The sequence below is a fragment of the Trichocoleus sp. FACHB-90 genome (assembly GCF_014695505.1).
In the GTDB taxonomy this organism is placed as follows: Bacteria; Cyanobacteriota; Cyanobacteriia; order Cyanobacteriales; family FACHB-T130; genus Funiculus; species Funiculus sociatus.
Genome location: NZ_JACJOK010000078.1, coordinates 78,553 through 95,458 on the forward strand (window position 1 = coordinate 78,553; position 16,906 = coordinate 95,458).

Here is a 16,906-nt window from a genome sequence, read left to right on the forward strand (position 1 = left end):
TCTTTACGCTTGGCTCTTTCTGCCGTACACCCAATCCTACTTTTATGTTGATGTTCTAAATTCACTGATTATACTAATAAAGAATGAAGTCGGTCTCTAGAAAGCATTAACTTAGTTAGTTTTAACTAAACTGTACTATTACTATGTTCAACTATCTAAAATAACTTAAAATTTGTGGATTTACAGCAAGACAAAAAATTAAAGATTTCATTAGTTGTTAGCGACCTATCCGCTAGTGGGGCAGGAAGGTGGGGGGGGGCAGTCCGCACATTTTTGCTGTATGAAGCCTTAAAGAAACTGAACCATGAAGTGAAAATTTTTGGCTTTGTTTTCGGTGATGAATCACCAGAAGTTTCTCAATCAAAGATTCCAATTGTTGCCATTCCATGCGCCTATCACTCAGGCTTTATAAAAGCTGCTCAAAAACTTATCAAACAAATTGATGGAGATATTATATACGCCGTAAAGCTGAAACCTACAAGCTTTGGATTATCTATCATCAAAAAGCTAACAGCTCGTCGTCCTGTTATTTTAGATATAGATGACTGGGAACTCAGTTGGCATGGCGGCGAACAATGGAAATATCGTCCCGGTTTAAAGCAATTTTATAGAGATACTTTGAAGCGTGATGGGGCATTAAGATATCCCGATCACCCTCTTTATTTAAAGTGGTTAGAAAGCTTGGTATTTTATGCAGATACCATTACATTACACACTCAATTCTTGAAAGAACGCTTTGGAGGTGTGTATTTACCGAATGGTAAAGATACTACTCTTTTCGATCCCAGCCAATTCGATTCCGAGGCAAGTAGAATCCGTTATGGCCTCGCAGGCTACCGTATTTTAATGTTTCCTGGAGCGCCACGACCGTACAAAGGTCTTGAAGATGTCTTAGCGGCACTAGATGTGTTGAATCAGCCAGACCTTAGACTTGTAATTGTTGGGGGAAGTCCATACGATGCCTACGATAATCAATTGATGCAACAGTGGGGGCGTTGGATTATCAAACTACCAAAATACCCAGTTTTAGAAATGCCTGCTGTGGTAGCCGCCGCCCATATTGTGGTTGTTCCCCAACGAGATACCCCTGCCGCGCAGGCTCAGTTCCCGCTCAAACTAACAGATGGGATGGCAATGGCAAAGCCAATTCTGTCTACTTACGTTGGCGATATTCCAGAGATTTTAGGCGGCACAGGTTATCTAGTTACTCCAGAATCTCCGGAAGAAATTGCTGAAAAAATCCAATGGATATTCGAGCATTTAGATGAAGCAAATCAGCAGGGCATGAAAGCGAGGGAAAGATGTATAAATTACTATAGCACTGATACAATGGCAGCTATACTATCTGATGTGATTAAAAACTTGCAACTAGCTGGAAAAGTTTAAATTATTAATCAAGTGAGGCTCACTTCGTAGCAGAAAAGCAAGTATGTTTTCAAATTCTAATAATTTACTTCTAAAATTTGCGCTACAGTATCCTGTTTTAGTCATAGCGACGGTCATTCCTGAGATAGTAACCGCAGCTCACATCGTAGTTGTTCCACAACGAGACACTCCTGCAACTCGCACCCAGTTTCCCCTGAAATTGACAGATGGTATGGTAATGGCTAAACCTGTTTTAGCTACACGAGTTGGAGATATTCCAGAAATTTTAGGTGGAACTGGTTATCTTGTCGAGCCGAGTTGCCCGAACCAAATCGTCGAAAAGATCCAATGGATGTTCCACTATTTAGAAGAAGCTCAGGAGCAAGGAAAACGGGCAAGAGTAAAGATGTGTAGAATCTTACAGTATTGGTGCAATGGCAAGTATACTCTCACAGGTAATTGCCAATTTATAGTCACTAAAGCTTGTTGAGTGTAAAAAGAACATCTGAATATACTTAACAATAATTTACAAACTTGGGTTTTGGTCAGACGGTTAGAGAATAAATCAAGTGTCTCTTTTGATTACCAGTAACTTTGTAGCAGGAAGGGCTGTATGTCTTCAAGTAAGCTACTCTTAAAATTTGCTCGCCGATATCCTGCTTGGATTGTCCTAACAATTATTTTGGGCTTTTCTGGGGGATTATTTAACGGGGTGAGTACAGCCCTAATTGCACCTATAATTTTGAATTTTTTAGGTGAACAAATAGATTTAAAGAGTGGCCCGCCGATTCTTAAGTTTATTATGTCGCCCTTTGATGGAGTTCCTAGCGACTATCGGCTGATAGTAATGGCAGGGGCTATTGTGCTAATCATTGTTTTGAAGAACCTTGCGACCTATGCTAGTTCGTTAGTATCGAGTTCTCTGTCGCGGGCCCTCACCTCCGATCTCCGGGAAGCAGGAGTGCAGATGTTGCTAGAGGTGGACTTAGATTTTTACTCCCAGGCAAAAGTCGGCGATCTGATTAATCGTTTGGGTGGAGAAGTCAGTCGGGCTGCTGGGGCAATTAGCACCGCGCTCAAATTGGTGATAACCGTAATTACGGTGTTGGTGTTTGTGGCTTTGCTGCTAGCTATCTCCTGGCAACTGACGTTGGCTTCAACAGTTTTGCTGGCTGTAGTTGCGGTAGTCAATCAATACTCGATTTCCCGTGCTAAGTATTTTGGCAAGCAGCTCTCAGAGATGTCTAAAAGTTATTCTATCTCTTTACTAGAAGCACTTAGTGGGATTCGACTGGTTAAGGCAACAGGGAACGAACCCAGAGAGTATCAAAGAATTCATGACTTAATTCGTGCTCGCGAAAAAGCTGATTTCCAATCTCAGGCAAACTCGGCGGCTATTGGCCCAGTTAGCGAGGTTACTGGTATTGTTGGTTTGATTGCGATCGTCTTTCTTGGGCGGACTTTCTTTGCTAATGAGATTGAATCCCTTTCGGCAGTGCTACTGACTTACTTATTGTTGCTTTTCCGGTTACTGCCCTTTATTACACAGTTAAATAGCGCACGGGGAGCTTTAGCCAATAGCGCTGCTAGTGTAGAGATAGCTAATGACTTCTTGCGCCGAGATAATAAGCCGTTCATGGGCAACGGTTCTGTAACTTACAAACCTTTGCAAGAAGGGATTCATTTCAATCAGATATCTTTTGGCTACCCTAGTCAGGCGGATATGGTATTAAAGGATGTTGATTTGTACCAGCCAAAGGGAACAACTTTGGCTTTGGTAGGGTCATCGGGTGCTGGGAAGTCAACTTTGGCTGACCTTTTACCGCGATTTTATGACCCGACGATAGGGAGCATAACTATAGACGGAACTGACTTGCGTGAGTTCGACGTCAAGACTCTCCGAAGGGAAATGGGGATTGTTAGCCAGGATACGTTTCTGTTCAATACCACGGTTCGCAATAATATTGCTTATGCCCGACCAGATGCCACGGACGAAGAAGTTACCGCCGCAGCGAAACGAGCAAATGCTTATGAATTTATTATGGGATTGCCAAAAGGATTTGATACTCTCATAGGCGATCGCGGTGTTCTGCTCTCTGGAGGTCAACGCCAACGCCTTGCGATCGCTCGCGCTCTAGTGCAAGACCCAGATATCTTAATTCTTGATGAAGCAACAAGTGCGTTAGATACTGTTTCTGAACGCCTTGTACAAGCAGCAATCGAGGAGTTGAGCCGTTCGCGGACTACGCTCGTGATTGCTCACCGCCTATCGACTGTGCAAAAAGCCAATCAAATTGCTGTGCTAGATAAAGGACGAGTCGTGGAAGTGGGGACGCATGGAGAGCTTTTAAGTAAAGGCGGCTTCTATGCGCGTCTCTACGAAATGCAATTCGCTCAACAGCCTCAAGGTATATCCACCTACCATGAAGAAATCCGTAATCGTCTTTCTTACGAAGCTCGTACCCGCCTTAACTCTATAATTGGTTCCCTGCGCTTACTGGCTGACGAATTAGTAGATACTCCCGAAGAGCAGAATGAATTACTTGAAGAATCTTATAGCTCAGCCATCAGCATTCTCAATACCATCGAGTTTTTTGAAAATAGCGCTAATCTGCCGCTTAAATAACAATGGCTTCCCTTTAATTTGAAGGAATAGTTTTTAAAGCGCCCATGACCAAACACTATATATTTTTTACTAGAAATGTATTACCTCAACCTAATGCAGCTCACCTAGTTCAAGTTGCCCATTCTGCTAATGCAGCCGCCAACTTAGGTTACTCAACAGTTTTAGTTTATCTTCGTAATAGAGAAGACTCTTCCAATCCATTCGAGTTATTTTATCCTTTTCGGCCACAAACACCAACGTCAGAATTGGCAAGATTTTATAATCTTCAAGACAAGTTAAAAGTCGCACCTCTGCCTATGCCGTGGCCCCTTTCTGCAAGAGGTGGAAAGTGGAATAACTTCAGCACAGCAGTGTCGAAGTATTATTTTCCTTTTCATATCCAGCCGTCTACTAAGCTCGTACACACGCGAGATTGGAACTTTGTGAAGGCGGCTATAAAACAGGGTGTTCCAGCAATTTACGAACATCACCATCACAACTCCAAGCAATTTGAGCCAGAAATTGTTCGTCATCCCCTATTTCAAATTGCAGTGACAGTGGTGGATACAGTCCGCGAAAGTATGATCCAAAATGGAATGCCACCAGAAAAAGTAGTTAAACTTCATAACGGATTTAATCAATTATTTCTCCTCAGACAGCCAGAAGCGGCTCAGGAATGGCGACAGAAACTGCTAGTGAATGGATGCCAGCATTTAGTTGTCTATTCAGGCGCGGTGAACAAATTTAAGGGCGTTGATCTGCTGATTGATGTTGCCAAGCAATTACCAGAGATTCAGTTTGCGATCGCTGGTGGTAATGAGTCACAAGTACAAGCTTATCAGCAGCTAACCCAGGAAAAGGAAACAAAAAACGTCACTTTTTTAGGCTACTTACCGCAAAATGAGTTAGCTACTTTACTTCAAGCTGCTGATATCTTGGCGCACCCTCACTGTTCCGGTGAAGCGGCAACTTTCACGTCTCCACTCAAACTTTTTGATTACATGGCATCTGGTACTCCCACCGTAGCCACAGAAATTCCATCGTTGATAGAATTTAAATCTACCAATGCGATCGCACTTTGGTGCGAACCAGATCGTCCCACTCAATTTGCCCAATGCCTTAAACAAGTTTTGGAAACCCATCCCAGAAAAACCGAGGGGTATTCAAACAGTATGGATTTTGTGCGGCAGTTCTCGTGGGAAAATAGAATTGCCAAAATTCTAAACTACGTTGAATATTCTATGCGTCCATCCCCAGTTAATTAGCTAATAAGGTAATTTTATGAGTAGAAAAATTGTGGGGATGCTTAGCAGCTACCCAGGTCTTAACCAAAGAGATTGGTTGTGGCAACAAACTCCACGTTCTTTAGGAGCTTGGGGTAGCATTCAAATGCTGGCATCAGCAACAGAGCCAGACTTTTTACTGCTGTACAATTTTAATGATTTCCCTAATTTATCCCAAACAAAGCCGGGGTGGGGAATCTTTAGTCGCTCTAAAAAGCAGCAGGGAAACAACGAACAAGATATGCTCAAATTGCTGCGGGGAGTTCCCAAAGAACGCATAGTTTCTCTTGTACGGGAGCCGCCCTTTCCAGAAAAAGAACAGAGAAGAATTGCTGAATACCAAAATGCTCAGCTATACTGTGGCTATGTCTCAGGGCCGGATGACTTTGCGCCAAATCCTGAGTATATGCCTGCCATTTGGTATCATGCAAATTCCTTCCGAGATTTGAATGAGATGGGTGCGCCAGAAAAAGAGCGCCCTTGCTGCTGGATAACTTCTGGTATCGACCGAACTGGGAATCATCGCAAGCGTTTGGCTTTTTTGAAGCTATTACGAGAAAATGCTTTAGACTTTGACTTGTATGGGCGCAATTTACCTGATTGGGCGGGTGGATACGGACAAGTTAACAATAAATGGAACGTTATCGCACCCTACTACTACAATCTGGCTGTAGAAAACTATGCTGATAATAATTGGTATGTGAGCGAAAAGCTATGGGATGCTATTTTGGCGTGGTGTTTACCCATCTACTATGGTGGCCCTGCTGCTGATAAATTATTGCCACCGGGAAGCTTCCTGAGACTGCCCAGTTTAGATGAAAAAGGAATAGGCTATATTAAGGAAGTGATAGCGACACCTGATGCTTGGTATGAGGCTAAGGAAGCGATCGCCGAAGCACGACAAATTATCTTGCATGAATTAAATCTGCTAAACTGGCTGTCCAAATTTGTAGACAAATCTCTATAGATTTGCAAATGTTAATATGAATGGTATTTGCACGCTAGGTAATGACAGGGTTTACGACCAAATAGTTGCTTTGCTCAATAGCATTGAGGTCGTACTAGGCTCCGAAACTCCTGTCTGTATTTATCCGTTTGATGAGCATACACAGATGATTGGCGCTGAAATTTCCAAGCGACCAAACGTTTTTCTTTACGATGATACAGAATCAATTCAGCGCTGGGATGAATTCATGCAAGCAGTTCGTCCTGATAAAATGGATCGGAGCAAAAGGCTTTATGGCGCTCATCGACGATTTTGTGCATTCGATGGGCCTTTTGACAAATTTATCTATATGGATGCGGATACGCTAGTGATGAAATCGCTAGATTTTGTTTTTGATAAATTAGATAAATATAATTGTGTAGTATATGATTTTCAGTATGTGCAACCAGAATATGTTTATAATATTAAATCTACAAAGTTATTAGAAGTTTTTAATAAAGAAACAATCAATAAGGAAATATTTTGTTCTGGATTTTATGGTTCAAAGCGGGGAGTATTTAGCCAAGAGCAAAGAGATTGGTTAATTTACCAACTTCAAGCAGGTGAATCAGAAATTTTTAAACCTGGCGGTCATGATCAACCAGTTATTAATTATATGTTTATGAGGTCTGGCATCCCTATTTATAACTTTGCCCATCATTTACCAGAGACTGAAATAACTGGATGTACAGTCACGTCTAAACAATTTGAAGAGAAAGATAATATTCTCTATGATAAGGGCAAAAGACTGACCTACATTCACTACATTGGAATTTCACCCCAGGTCCCAGCAGCAGTGTGTGCAGGAGAAAATATAGACTTTCCCTATCGAGATGTTTTCCTGCACTATCGTTATCTTCATGAACCGGAGAAACGTCCAGTTTTTACAGGTGTTCCAGTACCTTACAATTACAAGCCACACCCTAGTTTGATCAAAAGAGTGCTAAATAGATTAAAATTAACTCGTTGAGGAACAGGTATGAGTCGGGGAATTTATATAGTTGCTAATGACCGCGTGTACGATAATGCGATCGCGCTCCTTAATAGTATTCGTTTTTACGATCCCGAAGTACCCGTTTTTCTCATTCCGTTTAATGAAGAATATCAGAAAGTCGCTGATACTCTCAATAAATTACACAATGTTCAGCTTTTTCCTAACTTAGAGTTTATAGATCAGTTTACCAAAAAAATTGGAGAGATATTTGATCGGGATTTTTTAGCCCTACCGAATAAAATGCGTAAATTAGCGGTATGGTTCGGCCCGTTAGATGAGTTTCTTTATATTGATACTGATATTATCGTATTCAATAAGATTTCAGATGTCTTAAATAAGCTATCTGAAGTAGGTTTTATCTGTTGCGATTATCATCATGCTAACGAAGGCTTGCGGAATATCTTTTCTCCCTATGTGAAAGAACACAACATCTTCACTGAAGCGGAACTTCAAGACGTTTTTAATAGTGGTCTTTGGGCTTCTAAAAAGGGAGCAATTACAGAACAGCAGATGGATGAAATACTACGCGAGTGTGCAACCCACCGCGAGTATTTCGATTTTACTCAAGGAGTAACAGACCAGCCAATTCTCAACTACATGGTGCTTAAGCTTATTCCCAAACGTTACAATCTTGTTAAAACTCCAGAAGGAGAACCTGGTAGTTGGGCTGGTTCTAAACACTTTCAGGAGAAAGACCACGTCCTTTACGATCAGGGTAAACGTCTAATATACCTCCATTGGGCAGGTACACCGCTTAAACCGGGTGGTGCATACTGGGACTTATGGGAACATTATCGCTACCTTAAAGAAGATAAGCCTTCATGGCTGCAAAAATTGGTGAGTCGCCTATTTTCTGCTACTACTGCCCGTACTTAGGGCTAGGAGAATTTTTATGGTTAATGGCATTTATACACTAGCTAATGATGTGGTCTACGACCAGTTAGTAGCACTGCTGAACAGTATTGAAGCCAATGTTAGTCCAGACATCCCAGTTTGTATTATTCCCTACGATTCTAAATTAGATAAAATTCGTGCCGAGGTAGCAACGAGAGATAACGTTACCTTGTTTGAGGATGCTGACGCGATCGCTTACTGGGAAAACTTTGCCGATCAAGCTTGGAATGCCCATCAAAACGCTCAAAAAGTTTGGCAGGAAAGAGGCTTGGCAGTAAATTATCGTTTAGCAAGACACCGGAGACTTTGCTGCTTTGATGGGCCCTTTGATAAATTTATCTATTTTGATGCAGACACCCTAGCAATGAAATCTCTTGATGAGGTTTATCAAAAGCTAGATGAGTACGATTGGGTGACAAATGATTTTCAATATAAGTCGAATCTGCATTATGTTTTTGAGTCGCCAGAAGAAACACTAATAAAAATTTTTAATCCTGAAAAATTGAAATCTCACATTTTCTGTTCTGGTTGGTTTGCTTCTAAAAGAAATGTTTTTAATCGGGAAAGAATCGAAGATTTGTTGGGCAAACTCAAGGCGGGGGAAGCTGATGTAATGTCCTTGCGCTGTATTGACCAACCACTACTAAACTACATGGTTTTACGCAGTGACATTCCTTACTATAATTTCGCCTATCATAATCCAGAGGAGACAACTGGTAGTCATTGGTCGTCGAAGTTTGAAGTAGTAAATCAAGTATTCTACGACAAGGGGCAACCGCTTACTTATCTGCACTATATGAGTATATCGTCGTCGAAATTTGCTCGGCTTTGTGCAGGTGAAGATGTCGATATTCCCTATCAAGATGTGTTTCTGCATTACCGATTTTTAAAATCTCCTGAGCAACATCCTCAGCGACTTGTTCGCCCAAATTGGATAGTTCGCGCTCAAAGAGCTACCAATAGGTTTATTAATAAAAAAATTCGCAACGTTAAACACAAGTTTTGAAAACCTAATCCAATTTAGGCAAAATATATGGCGATTAAAAATCGCGGCTACATCAATAAAGTTGTAGCCCTAAACTTGTAGTCTGAGGGCAATGTCCTGCTCCCATTTTGGATACTGAAAATCTTATTGATAGCAACTCAAGCTGTCAAAAACATGAGGTTTTAGTCTTCACTCTCCCATGCCGCTTGAAAAAAGTCTCGTTCGCACAACATAGCATAGCGATAAGTTGATGTTACAGATGCGGTGGCGCTGGCGTAGCGGTCAACTAGCTTTTCCAGCTTTTCAGCCAGATGGTCAAATTCTTGGCTGCTGTAGGTGCGAATCCAATCAGAGTATCGATGGTCTGGAATCCCCTTTTGAGCGAGTTGCTGACCTAAGAAAAGATAAAGACGCATACAGGGTGCCATTGCCACAGCGATCGCGCCAATCTCAGAACCCCAAGCTGTAGCCAGCAGAAAATCAGTATAACGGCGCGTCGCGGCTCCCGGTTCTACCGCCGCTAAGTTTACTCCCCACTCTCGCGCATATCCTTGATGCAGGCGAAGCTCATCCAAAACACCACCTGCGAGGGTGTGGAAGATGTTAAATGCCTCAGAGTCGGGAGCCTTAGCTGCGGCGATGCTATAGGCACGGGCAAAAGCTTCTAAGAAAAAAGCATCTTGCCCCACGTAGTAGGCAAATCGCTCTTGAGGCAGCGTACCGTCAGCAATGCCCTGAACAAAGGAATGCTTAAGGCAGGCTTGCGCTAAATCTTGATTAGTCTGCCACAAGTCGCTGGATAAGGTCATAAACTGCTTTGAGAATATTGGGCGGGCGATGCCCCCTAGCCTACCCCACAAGACTTACAAAAGCATTTGCAGTAGTAGCGAACCAATCCCTCCCAGGAAGTTCATCAGATTTCCACCGCCGCTACCTGGTTGTTTCGGAGGTGTAGTAATCTCTTTAATGAAAAGTTGGGCGGTTTGGTAGCCTTGCATATTCCCCTGGACTGTAAAAATTTCTGCGGCTCTTTGGGAATCCAGAACCGCCCCTTGGCGATCGCCTGCTTGGTAACGAGCTACTCCACGAGCAAAATAGGCGGCAGCAAACTGAGGTTTAAGAGCTAGAGCCTGATTGAAATGAGCGATCGCTCCTCCTTGATCCCCTTTCTGACCTTCTACCACGCCCCAAGTATAGAACTCCTCAGCCGTGGCTGCGTAGTTGGGGATACCTACAGCAGCCTGAAAGTTAGCACCGTTGACATTGGCACTAACCATACTTGCATTAACTAAATAACTTTCTCTCAGGTCAGCACCAGTCAGGTTAGCACCAGTTAAGTTAGCACCAGCCAAGTTGACACCAAACAATGAAGCACCGCTGAGGTTAGCACCAGCCAGGTTTGCACCACTCAAATTAGCACGACTTAGGTTGGCACGGCTCAAGTCAGCGCCGCTCAGATTTGCTCCCGACAGGTCAGCTAAAGCAAAACCTGCTCCACTCAAATTGCACTGGGGACATTGTTTTGTTGCCAACAGCTGCCTGAGATGTTGCACATCTTCAGCTATTGCGGGAACTGCTAGGGAAATTGTTGCCAGTAATGCTGCTGTTGCGGCGATTTGGGGTTTCATATCGAGTCGTACAGCCGTAACGCTCTATTTTCCCCAGCATAAACCATTAAGGAATTCTCTGCTTTATCGTGCAGAATTATATCGATCGGCACTTTCCGGAGCCTGATGATTAGCCAGAGGCAAAAGACTGACAATTTGATCTGCGGTTTCTTGCAAGTTGATTTTTGAATAGGTCAGGGGAGTATTTGACCAGCTGTGTCCTAAAAACAGGTTGAGCGAAAATGTCAGCGTGGCGGCTACCATAAATTTTTCTAACATTTCAATCTCCCCTTCCCCTTACCAGATGATTTACAGTATGTAAATCTGTATTACTAATATGGTTAATTTATTTTTAAGCTAGGGTGATCGAAACATACAAAAAAACGTGACAGTCTTCTTCCTTAGGAGTGATTTTGGTCACTGACACCAGAAATAGTATTTACAGAGGCGATCGCTACTAGCAAAATGAACCGGGAAAAGAATGCGATTGCGCTCAAAAACTATTTTTGGTTAATTCTTCCCTACTTACTTAACAACTTGACGTTGGCGTTGTCGCCGCCAAGCAGGGAATAAAGCGCCCAACGTCAATAAACCAGCCGTCGTAGCAGGTTCTGGGACTGAAATATTAAGCGGTTGCGAAGTGTAAGCTATACCGATAGGACGTAATAACTTATTACTGGTGGGTACAAAAATAGAGCCATTATTACCCGGTAAGGGTAAGGGTTCTCCTGTAACTCCGTCATAACGAAGGATTGCGCCAAAGTTAGTATTTATGTCAAAGCCTACAGTGTAGAGAATATCATCAACGCCAAAGGTCAAGTTACCGATGAAATTGCTACTCGGAACTGTCCCCGTGTAATTGGTTGATAAAACATCAATCTCCGTCCCTGTGTTCAAGTCGTAACGTCTGATGTCGTTAGCGAAATCACTGACAAAGAGATCGCTATTAGAACCAAAAGCTAATCCCAGCAAACTAACAAAGCCAAAACTGTCTGGTGATGGTGTTGGCTGTTCGATAAATACCGTAGAAGTTTTTGTTTTCAGATCAAACCGCAGCACTTGGCTAGGGAGTCCCGGAAAAGTGGGATTGCCGTTAACAGCAATACTACCCTGAGTAGTGACAAATAGGCTGCCATCAGAACCGAAAAGTAAGCCGTTCGGCCCGTTTAATCCGCCTGCCTGACCATTTCCAGAGGCGAAAACATCAATAAAATCTCCCGTTTTTCCGTCATAACGCAGAATTTGGTCACTGAGGAAACTACTGACGTAGAGATAACCATCGGGGCCAAACGCATTACCATAAGGACGAAATAAGCCGCCGCCAGAGGCGAAAACATCAATAAATTTCCCCGTTCTTCCGTTGTAGCGGAGGATGGCAGAAGTTTCAGGGGTGTTTCCACTAGAGACGTAAAAGTTGCCGTCAGGGCCGAAGTTCAAGTCATCTGGTGCAATTAATCCACCCTTACCAGGAGTGATGAAATCTCCAAGATATGCTCCACTCTGTTCGTCAAAGAGCAGTACGTTGTTACCTGTGGTACTGCCGACTAATATAGCTGCATTGGCAGAAGATGGACCCAGAGAAAAGGTAGTGAAAGCACTGAGAACCAGTGAAGCTTTAAGGACAGCAAGCTTTTCGTGCATGGATGGTACACCTTTTTATGATTTATTACAAATAATTTCTACAATATCGGGAAATTACCAGTGTAAAAAGTTTTTTCTATACAAATGATTTTTAAGTACAAACCGAACCAAATTCAGAGGAAGCATAAAGACGTAAGCGTATCGCGACCATCCATAAGAGAGCGATCGCATTTGGGTTATGTTATGACTACACTTACACTGAGTTAAAAATTTTCCTATGCGTCAATTATTACCCGTATTACCCGCGCTCGTAGGTGTAGCAACTCTGATCAGTTTAGCCACAACCGCCCCAGCAATGGCAGATGCAACAACTGATTTAACAGGCGTACACGTAGCTCAACGCCCTAACTGTAACAATCCTCAAACTCAAGCAGAAATGAACGCTTGTGCTGGGTTGTCTTATCAAGCGGCTGACCGAAGGCTCAACCAGGTTTACCAGCGACTTCTACCAAAGTTGACAAGCTCCCGCCGCCAGAAACTGATTACTGCACAACAGACATGGATCAAGTTTCGAGATAGCAGTTGTGCTTTTGAGAGAAGTGAAGTTGAGGGGGGAACGATGGAACCGATGATTTACAACGGTTGTCTTGCAGAGACGACAAGACAGCGTACAGCACAATTAGAAAGTTATCTTGTTGATACAAATAAGTAAATTGAGAGTGCGATCGCACTACTGAAATTAAATAAGGAAGGAATGCGATCGCGGCATTGTAACTCTATTCTGCAACACCCCTAGCGACCAATCATATTTTTGCATAACTCTGGTTCAGATAAAGATATAGGGTAGTGGTAAACAGGTAGTGATATTCAATACTCAAAGCCTTGTACGGTAAGGGGTGAAAGTGGATTTATCACTACTTCTATACCACTACCAGATATAGATGATGGAGCGACCAAATCTACCAACTAGCTGCTAGAGGACTTGCCAATGCACTACCGTCTCAAATCTCTCAGCCTTGCCACTGCTACTCTACTGCTGTCGCTGACATCTCCCCTTTTACCGCTTACCTTGAAGTTTGAGCCTTTGGTAGCACAGGCTCAAACGACCCAATACAGAAAAGCTGAGGCGCAGCGACTGTACGAAGAGGGACGCCAGGAATTAAATAGGGGCCAATTTCAAGAAGCCTTGCAAACATTCCAGCAGGTCTCGGTCATTTTTAGGGAAATTGGCGATCGCCAAGGAGAAGCCTACTCTCTGGGAAGTTTAGGTAGTGCTTATGGTGCTTTAGGGCAATATCAGCAGGCGCTTGAGTTTTATCAACAGGCACTAGCAATTCAACGGGAGATTGGCGATCGTCGTGGAGAAGCCTATTCTCTGGGAGGTTTAGGTACTACCTACCAGGTCTTGGGGCAATCCCAGCAGGCAATTGAGTCTTTGCAACAGGCGTTAGCAATTCAACGGGAGATTGGCGATCGCCAAGGAGAAGCCTATTCTCTGGGAGGTTTAGGTACTAGTTACCAATTATTGGGGCAATATCAGCAGGCAATTGAGTCTTATCAACAGGCGCTAGCAATTCAACGAGAAATTGGCGAGCGCCAAGGGGAAGCTTACTTGCTACGGAGTTTGGGTAGCATTTACCATATTCTAGGGCAATACAAAGAAGCGATTGCGGTTTATCAGCAGTGGTTGACCATTGCGAGGGAAATCAGCGATCGTCAAGGAGAAATCTACTCTCTGGGAGGTTTAGGTACTAATTACCAATTATTAGGGCAATATCAGCAGGCAATTGAGTCTTATCAACAGGTGCTAGCAATTCAACGGAAAATTGGCGAGCGCCAAGGGGAAGCTTACTTGCTACGGAGTTTGGGTGAGGCTTACGTTCCTTTAGGGCAATACAAAGAAGCGATTGAGGTCTATCAGCAGTCCTTAGCTATTACACGGGAACTCGGTGATCGCCAGGGAGAAATCTACTCTCTGTGGGGTGTGGGTAAAGCTTATGATGCCTCGGGACAATACAAAGAAGCAATTGAGGTCTATCAGCAGTCATTGGCTATTGCCCAGGAACTCGGCGATTTTCCAGGGAAAATGGGTATTCAATGGTATTTAGATAATGCTTACGTTGCCTTGGGGCAATACAAGCCCTCTCATCTGTACAGAAATCAGATTGAGCAGAGTCAGCAGATGTTGGCTAATGCCCGGAAACTCGGCGATCGCCGACAGGAAGGCACTGCTCTGGAGCAGTTGGGTAGGATTTACGCTCAGTTAAAGCAACACAAAGAAGCGATTGAGTTCTATCAGCAGGCATTGACTAATGCCCGGAAACTCGGCGAACGCCATTGGGAGTCCGACTCTCTGCATAGTCTGGGTTTTGCTTACTATTCTCTGGGGCAATACAGAGAGGCGATTGAGTTCTATCGGCAGTCGTTGGCTATTAAACGGGAAATGGAAGATCGCGTTCACTCGAGCGATCGCCTCGGTGATCCCATCATTCTGAGTAATCAGCGCCGTGGTATTCGTACTAGGAAAGCCTACACTCTGAGTAATCTGGGGAATGCTTATTATTCCCTGAGGCAATACAGAGAGGCGATTGAGTTCTATCAGCAGGCGTTGGCTACTGCCCGGGAAATCGAAGATCGCTCTCTGTATTGCTACTCTCTGAGTAATCTGGGTTTTGCTTACTATTCTCTAGGGCAGTACAGAGAGGCGATTGAGTTCTATCAGCAGGCGTTGGCTATTGCCCGGGAAATCGAAAATCGCGGAGCAGAAGGTAGAGTTCTTAGCGATATCGGTAAGCTGCTAGCCGAACAAGATCAGCCAGAACTAGCGATTGTTTTCTACAAGCAATCCGTCAATATTGCAGAAGCCACTCGGCGCAACATTCGGGGATGGTCACAAAAGCATCAGCAGACTTTTACGGAAACCGTGGCAGGCAGCTACCGCGCTCTAGCTGACCTTCTCTTCAAACAAGACCGAGTCCTTGAAGCGCAACAAGTCCTCGATCTCCTCAAAGTCCAAGAACTCGACGATTATCTGGACGACGTGCGCGGCAATAATAATACCGCTCAAGGCTTGCCCAATCTCCCACCCGAACAACAGACGTGGACGAGCTATCAGGCAATTCTCAATAAAGCCGTTGAAATTGGCAAAGAACTCACCCAACTGCGACAGCTTAAACAACAAAACAACACATTTACCCCTACTCAAGAACAGCGTATCGCCCAACTGGTGAACGCCCAAGAAACGATTAGGGAGGAGTTTAACAACTTCACTAGGAGTCCAGAAGTGCTAGCACTGGTGACACAGCGAAGTCCCGAAACCCTATCTCAGGATTTGCTGCTGCGGATGGGAGACTTCAACGCCTTACAAGATAACCTCAAGAATCTGCAACAAAACGCCGTCCTCCTCTACCCTTTAATTCTGGACGATCGCATCGAACTCATCCTCACCACGCCTGACTCTCCCCCGATTCGCCGCACCGTCCAAGTTACTAAGCAACAACTCAACGAGACAATTGCAGCCTTCCGTAGCGCTTTACAAGACCCCGCAGCCGACGCCAAAACTCCCGCACAACAACTCTACAACTGGCTGATTAAACCCCTAGAAGCCGACCTCAAAGCCGCAGATGCCCAAACGATTATCTACGCACCCGACGCTCAACTGCGTTACATTCCCCTAGCCGCTTTGTACGACGGTCAACAATGGTTAGTGCAACGCTACCGCATCAATAATATTACTGCCGCATCCCTCACCGACCTCAACACCAAACCGCAACGCCAAATGCAAGTCTTAGCCGGTGCCTTTGCAACGGGACGCTACAGCTTCACCGTTGGCGGACAATCCTTTGACTTTGCCGGGTTGCCCTTTGCTGGAACCGAGGTGGAGAATTTAGCCAAAACTATTCCCGCTACAACCCAACTCATCGATAAAGCTTTCACTCCCCAAGTCACTGTTCCTAAAATGGATGACTACACCGTCGTGCATCTCGCCACTCATGCCGCGTTTGTCGTAGGGACACCGGACGATTCCTTTATTCTCTTTGGAAATGGCGATCGCATCACCCTCCGAGATATCCAAAATTGGAGCCTCAAGAACGTCGATTTGGTAGTTCTTTCTGCCTGTGAAACCGGATTGGGCGGAAAACTGGGGAACGGCGAAGAGATTCTCGGCTTAGGCTACCAGATGCAGAGGGCAGGGGCAAGGGCTGTGATCGCTTCCCTGTGGACGGTTGACGATGGCGGGACTCAAACCTTGATGAATACCTTCTATGCAAATCTAAAAAAGAGCAACACCACAAAAGCCGAAGCTCTTCGCCAAACCCAAATCGCCCTGATTACTGGCGATTCTACAGCTTTGGGTCAAGCGCAGGGCATTTTTGCCGTCGAACATGTTCGCAATAGTTCACCTAATGTAAGCGCTCACCTTAGCCACCCCTATTATTGGGCACCGTTTATCCTGATTGGCAATGGCTTGTAGTCAGTAGTTTTATTTGCGGCAAGAATGCGATCGCTCTATCAATTATGCTGTCACTGCTAGACGTAAATCAGCGATGACTGCCTCGCTTCCAGCATCAGGGAGAATTCATATTACTTAACTTAGATTGAGAGCG

The 16,906-nt window shown here is 44.1% G+C and carries 13 protein-coding genes and 1 pseudogene; 10 read left to right on the forward strand and 4 right to left on the reverse strand.

What is annotated here, in order from left to right:
• Positions 1 to 174: 174 nt before the first annotated feature.
• The 8 genes and pseudogenes from H6F74_RS31160 to H6F74_RS22920 all read left to right on the forward strand — a co-directional run bounded on the left by H6F74_RS31160 (position 175) and on the right by H6F74_RS22920 (position 9,132).
• The gene (locus tag H6F74_RS31160; protein WP_190444452.1) at positions 175 to 1,386 is read left to right on the forward strand and encodes a glycosyltransferase; all 1,212 of its coding nucleotides are present in this window, start codon (positions 175 to 177) and stop codon (positions 1,384 to 1,386) included.
• A 115-nt stretch (positions 1,387 to 1,501) separates the two neighbouring features.
• Positions 1,502 to 1,838: pseudogene (locus H6F74_RS22890) on the forward strand (glycosyltransferase); the annotation flags it as partial.
• A 140-nt stretch (positions 1,839 to 1,978) separates the two neighbouring features.
• Complete coding sequence (locus H6F74_RS22895) at positions 1,979 to 3,991, forward strand: ABC transporter ATP-binding protein (RefSeq protein ID WP_190444453.1); 2,013 nt, start codon at positions 1,979 to 1,981, stop codon at positions 3,989 to 3,991.
• A gap of 44 nt (positions 3,992 to 4,035) precedes the next feature.
• On the forward strand, positions 4,036 to 5,235 hold the full coding sequence (locus tag H6F74_RS22900; protein WP_190444454.1) for a glycosyltransferase: 1,200 nt from the start codon (positions 4,036 to 4,038) through the stop codon (positions 5,233 to 5,235).
• 16 nt (positions 5,236 to 5,251) lie between these two features.
• The gene (locus H6F74_RS22905) at positions 5,252 to 6,220 is read left to right on the forward strand and encodes a glycosyltransferase family 10 (protein ID WP_190444455.1); all 969 of its coding nucleotides are present in this window, start codon (positions 5,252 to 5,254) and stop codon (positions 6,218 to 6,220) included.
• Positions 6,221 to 6,236: 16 nt separating this feature from the next.
• Complete coding sequence (locus H6F74_RS22910) at positions 6,237 to 7,208, forward strand: Npun_R2821/Npun_R2822 family protein (RefSeq protein WP_190444456.1); 972 nt, start codon at positions 6,237 to 6,239, stop codon at positions 7,206 to 7,208.
• A 9-nt stretch (positions 7,209 to 7,217) separates the two neighbouring features.
• Positions 7,218 to 8,108: an Npun_R2821/Npun_R2822 family protein gene (locus H6F74_RS22915; RefSeq protein WP_190444457.1), complete on the forward strand. Its 891-nt coding sequence runs from the start codon at positions 7,218 to 7,220 to the stop codon at positions 8,106 to 8,108.
• Between the two features lie 16 nt (positions 8,109 to 8,124).
• Entirely contained in the window at positions 8,125 to 9,132 is a 1,008-nt protein-coding gene (locus tag H6F74_RS22920) for an Npun_R2821/Npun_R2822 family protein (RefSeq protein ID WP_190444458.1), read from the forward strand.
• 161 nt (positions 9,133 to 9,293) lie between these two features.
• Here the strand turns inward: H6F74_RS22920 and H6F74_RS22925 are convergent, their stop codons facing one another.
• From H6F74_RS22925 to H6F74_RS22940, 4 genes are all read right to left on the reverse strand, one after another.
• Complete coding sequence (locus H6F74_RS22925) at positions 9,294 to 9,920, reverse strand: TenA family protein (RefSeq protein WP_190444459.1); 627 nt, start codon at positions 9,918 to 9,920, stop codon at positions 9,294 to 9,296.
• A 54-nt stretch (positions 9,921 to 9,974) separates the two neighbouring features.
• Positions 9,975 to 10,739, reverse strand: a complete 765-nt coding sequence (locus tag H6F74_RS30675) for a pentapeptide repeat-containing protein (protein WP_190444460.1) — start codon at positions 10,737 to 10,739, stop codon at positions 9,975 to 9,977.
• Positions 10,740 to 10,802: 63 nt separating this feature from the next.
• On the reverse strand, positions 10,803 to 10,997 hold the full coding sequence (locus H6F74_RS22935) for a hypothetical protein (protein ID WP_190444461.1): 195 nt from the start codon (positions 10,995 to 10,997) through the stop codon (positions 10,803 to 10,805).
• A 246-nt stretch (positions 10,998 to 11,243) separates the two neighbouring features.
• Positions 11,244 to 12,359: a PEP-CTERM sorting domain-containing protein gene (locus H6F74_RS22940; protein ID WP_190444462.1), complete on the reverse strand. Its 1,116-nt coding sequence runs from the start codon at positions 12,357 to 12,359 to the stop codon at positions 11,244 to 11,246.
• Between the two features lie 217 nt (positions 12,360 to 12,576).
• Between H6F74_RS22940 and H6F74_RS22945 the strand changes: the two genes are divergently transcribed.
• Both H6F74_RS22945 and H6F74_RS22950 read left to right on the forward strand, forming a co-directional pair.
• The gene (locus tag H6F74_RS22945) at positions 12,577 to 13,011 is read left to right on the forward strand and encodes a lysozyme inhibitor LprI family protein (RefSeq protein ID WP_190444463.1); all 435 of its coding nucleotides are present in this window, start codon (positions 12,577 to 12,579) and stop codon (positions 13,009 to 13,011) included.
• A gap of 276 nt (positions 13,012 to 13,287) precedes the next feature.
• A complete protein-coding gene (locus H6F74_RS22950) occupies positions 13,288 to 16,773 on the forward strand; it encodes a tetratricopeptide repeat protein (protein ID WP_190444464.1) in 3,486 nt (1,161 codons plus the stop codon).
• Positions 16,774 to 16,906: the final 133 nt, after the last annotated feature.

Bases quoted from the DNA above. Each gene is read 5' to 3' on its own strand.
- H6F74_RS22940 (WP_190444462.1), bottom strand. From the start codon at position 12,359: ATGCACGAAAAGCTTGCTGTCCTTAAAGCTTCACTGGTTCTCAGTGCT.
- H6F74_RS22925 (WP_190444459.1), bottom strand. From the start codon at position 9,920: ATGACCTTATCCAGCGACTTGTGGCAGACTAATCAAGATTTAGCGCAA.
- H6F74_RS22910 (WP_190444456.1), top strand. From the start codon at position 6,237: ATGAATGGTATTTGCACGCTAGGTAATGACAGGGTTTACGACCAAATA.
- H6F74_RS22915 (WP_190444457.1), top strand. From the start codon at position 7,218: ATGAGTCGGGGAATTTATATAGTTGCTAATGACCGCGTGTACGATAAT.
- H6F74_RS22900 (WP_190444454.1), top strand. From the start codon at position 4,036: ATGACCAAACACTATATATTTTTTACTAGAAATGTATTACCTCAACCT.
- H6F74_RS22945 (WP_190444463.1), top strand. From the start codon at position 12,577: ATGCGTCAATTATTACCCGTATTACCCGCGCTCGTAGGTGTAGCAACT.
- H6F74_RS22950 (WP_190444464.1), top strand. From the start codon at position 13,288: ATGCACTACCGTCTCAAATCTCTCAGCCTTGCCACTGCTACTCTACTG.
- H6F74_RS22920 (WP_190444458.1), top strand. From the start codon at position 8,125: ATGGTTAATGGCATTTATACACTAGCTAATGATGTGGTCTACGACCAG.
- H6F74_RS22895 (WP_190444453.1), top strand. From the start codon at position 1,979: ATGTCTTCAAGTAAGCTACTCTTAAAATTTGCTCGCCGATATCCTGCT.
- H6F74_RS22935 (WP_190444461.1), bottom strand. From the start codon at position 10,997: ATGTTAGAAAAATTTATGGTAGCCGCCACGCTGACATTTTCGCTCAAC.
- H6F74_RS22905 (WP_190444455.1), top strand. From the start codon at position 5,252: ATGAGTAGAAAAATTGTGGGGATGCTTAGCAGCTACCCAGGTCTTAAC.
- H6F74_RS30675 (WP_190444460.1), bottom strand. From the start codon at position 10,739: ATGAAACCCCAAATCGCCGCAACAGCAGCATTACTGGCAACAATTTCC.